The organism is Cupriavidus sp. HPC(L) (genome assembly GCF_000307735.3).
In the GTDB taxonomy this organism is placed as follows: Bacteria; Pseudomonadota; Gammaproteobacteria; order Burkholderiales; family Burkholderiaceae; genus Cupriavidus.
This window is the reverse complement of sequence record NZ_AMPR02000292.1, coordinates 1-2933: the sequence shown is the minus strand read 5'-3', so window position 1 is coordinate 2933 and position 2933 is coordinate 1. Positions and strand designations below refer to the sequence as shown.

The 2933-nt window shown below is 66.5% G+C and carries 3 protein-coding genes and 1 pseudogene; 3 read left to right on the top strand and 1 reads right to left on the bottom strand.

From position 1 onward, the window contains the following. The coding region (locus tag B551_RS26145) for a hypothetical protein (RefSeq protein ID WP_157072002.1) at nucleotides 1-202 on the bottom strand (202 nt) is incomplete at its 3' end. Nucleotides 203-1060: 858 nt separating this feature from the next. On the opposite strand from B551_RS26145, the gene B551_RS15925 reads away from it, so the two are divergent. The 3 genes and pseudogenes from B551_RS15925 to trpC all read left to right on the top strand — a co-directional run. Beyond that, nucleotides 1061-1630 (top strand): aminodeoxychorismate/anthranilate synthase component II, encoded by a 570-nt coding sequence (locus B551_RS15925; protein WP_006577780.1) that lies wholly within the window; start codon nucleotides 1061-1063, stop codon nucleotides 1628-1630. Nucleotides 1631-1725: 95 nt separating this feature from the next. After that, nucleotides 1726-2754: an anthranilate phosphoribosyltransferase gene (gene trpD / locus B551_RS15920; RefSeq protein ID WP_006577781.1), complete on the top strand. Its 1029-nt coding sequence runs from the start codon at nucleotides 1726-1728 to the stop codon at nucleotides 2752-2754. Nucleotides 2755-2770: 16 nt separating this feature from the next. Continuing rightward, nucleotides 2771-2860, top strand: a pseudogene (gene trpC, locus B551_RS26140) (indole-3-glycerol-phosphate synthase TrpC); the annotation flags it as partial. Nucleotides 2861-2933: the final 73 nt, after the last annotated feature.

The following is a 2933-nucleotide window of genomic DNA, read 5'->3' as shown; positions in this document are numbered from 1 at the left end:
GCTGGATCAGCGCATCGTATTGCCGGTCCGCCTGCGCCGGTGGCTGGTCGGCCTGCGCCGGTGCGGCATGGGCCGGCACCGCCAGGCACGACATCGCCGCCGCCAGCCCGACAGCCAGCTGCACCGGGGTACGCCGCCGCAACGCCCGCAGACGGCGGCTATCGGCCGGAACGCGGGCAGGAGAGCGCGAATGACGCGTCATCAAAGACTCCATTGGGACTCCGCAGCCTGTCTCGCTGTGATGGTCAAGCGCCCGCGGCGTGCATCGATGGCGCGCACGCGAGTCCGTTATCGGCTAGGGAAGGGCGGCACGAGGGCACGGAACCCGATCGGGTCTGTCCCGCCTGCGGAGATCGACGGGGGAGGACCTACGGGATCCGGCGGGCACCGAAGAACCGCGCCGGATGGCCATCGCAGAGGGGATGGCGTCGTGCAACCGCAACCGCTGCAGAAGCGCAAGGTGCGGAGCCGCAAAACTTCGCAAAGTGTAGTGAAGAAGCTGAAAATCGATTGTGAACGATAGAAAACACGCCAAATTCCGCTTCCGCAGCCCCCTCCCTTGGTTGGGGATTGCGGGACGGGCCCGCGGCCGGGCGGCGCTCGCGCTCGACACCGGCATGCGAGGCAAGTTAAAGTAGCGACTTCGTTCCGGATGCGCGGTGTCCCACAAAGCGTCGCTTTCCGTGTAACCTCCGAACACACCCCGATCGACCTGATCACCCCGATCATCCAATCGTCTGACGCAGAACCACGATGACCTTCCGGGCTCCGACCGTTTCGTCGCATTCGTCCCGTTGGTGGCGCTTCCACTAGGAAGCGGCACGTCGTTGCGTTCTTGTTCGCACCTTGCCGCCGTTCCGGTTGGCATACGTGCGGTCCGACAGCTCACCGGTGCGGCGGCTCCTAGATACCCAGGAGATCTGCCGATGCCGTCGAACCCCTCCCCCGCTTCAACCGTTTCGAATACCGCCGCGCGCCAGCCGCGCTTGCCGCTTCGCGTGCCCGCCGCACGCGTGCTTCACGCGCCTTCCGTTTCCACCAACATCAAGCCGGGTGAATCATGCTGCTGATGATCGACAACTACGACTCGTTCACCTACAACCTGGTGCAGTACTTCGGCGAGCTCGGCGCCGACGTGCGGACCCACCGCAACGACGAGATCACGATCGAGGAAATCGAGGCGCTGGCGCCCGAGCGCATCTGCATCTCGCCCGGACCGTGCAGCCCGGCCGAGGCCGGCATCTCGGTGGCCGTGCTCAAGCACTTCGCCGGCAAGCTGCCGATCCTGGGCGTATGCCTGGGCCATCAGGCGATCGGCGAGGCGTTCGGCGGCAAGGTCATCCGCGCCAAGCAGGTGATGCACGGCAAGGTGAGCCGCATCGAGACCACGCAGCAGGGCGTGTTCGCCGGCCTGCCCAGGGCGTTCGACGTGACGCGCTATCATTCGCTGGCGATCGAGCGCGAGACGCTGCCCGACTGCCTGGAAGTCACCGCGTGGACGCCCGACGGCGAGATCATGGGCGTGCGGCACAAGCAGTTCGCGATCGAGGGCGTGCAGTTCCATCCCGAGTCGATCCTGTCCGAACACGGACACACGCTGCTGGAGAACTTCCTGAAGGTGGCGCGATGAAACGGCTCGATGCCCCGCTCGCCGCCGCCCTCGCTACCGCCCCCTCACGCGCCCCATCGAACGGATCGAACAAACCCCACGCCTGCGAGACCGCCATGCCCATCACGCCCCAGGAAGCGCTGACGCGCTGCATCGAACACCGCGAGATCTTCCACGACGAGATGCTGCATCTGATGCGGCAGATCATGCAGGCGCAGATCTCGCCGGTGATGGCCGCCGCGATCCTGACCGGGCTGCGCGTCAAGAAGGAGACCATCGGCGAAATCACCGCCGCGGCGCAGGTGATGCGCGAATTCGCCAACAAGGTCACGGTGTCCGAGCGCGAGCATTTCGTCGACATCGTCGGCACCGGTGGCGACGGCTCGCATACCTTCAATATCTCGACCGCATCGATGTTCGTCGCGGCCGCGGCCGGCGCGCGCATCGCCAAGCACGGCAACCGCGGCGTCAGCTCCAGGTCCGGCAGCGCCGATGTGCTGGAGGCGCTCGGCGTCAATATCATGCTGACGCCCGAGCAGGTCGGCCAGTGCATCGCGCAGACCGGCATCGGCTTCATGTTCGCGCCGACCCACCATCCCGCGATGAAGAACGTCGCGCCGATCCGCAAGGAAATGGGCGTCCGCACGATCTTCAACATCCTGGGCCCGCTGACCAACCCGGCCGACGCGCCCAATATCCTGATGGGCGTGTTCCACCCCGACCTGGTCGGCATCCAGGTCCGCGTGATGCAGCGCCTGGGCGCGCGCCATGCGCTGGTGGTCTACGGCAAGGACGGCATGGACGAGGTGTCGCTGGGCGCGGCCACGCTGGTGGGCGAACTGAAGGACGGCGAGGTGCGCGAATACGAGATCCACCCGGAGGACTTCGGCCTGTCGATGATCTCGAACCGCGGCCTGAAGGTGGCAGACGCCGCCGAATCGAAGGAGATGCTGCTCGAGGCGCTGTCCAACGTGCCGGGCACCCCGCGCGAGATCGTGTCGCTGAACGCCGGCACCGCGCTGTACGCGGCCAATGTCGCCTCGTCGATCGAGGACGGCATCGCCCGCGCGCGCGAGGCGATCGCCAGCGGCGCGGCGCGCGCCAAGCTCGACGAGTTCGTGCAGGCCACGCGGCAGTTCCAGTAATCAGAGGCAAGCAAGCATGTCCGACATCCTGCAGAAGATCCTGGCCGTCAAGGCCGACGAAGTCAGCGCCGCGCGCAAGCGCCGCGACCTGCCCAGCCTGCGCGCGGCGCTGACTTCGTCGGCCTTGACGGCCAGGATCTTCTGCAGGATGTCGGACATGCTTGCTTGCCTCTGATTAC

What these genes read in the sequence shown, in the direction of transcription:
- B551_RS15925 (WP_006577780.1), top strand. Translation starts at nt 1,061, where the DNA reads ATGCTGCTGATGATCGACAACTACGACTCGTTCACCTACAACCTGGTG.
- trpD (WP_006577781.1), top strand. Translation starts at nt 1,726, where the DNA reads ATGCCCATCACGCCCCAGGAAGCGCTGACGCGCTGCATCGAACACCGC.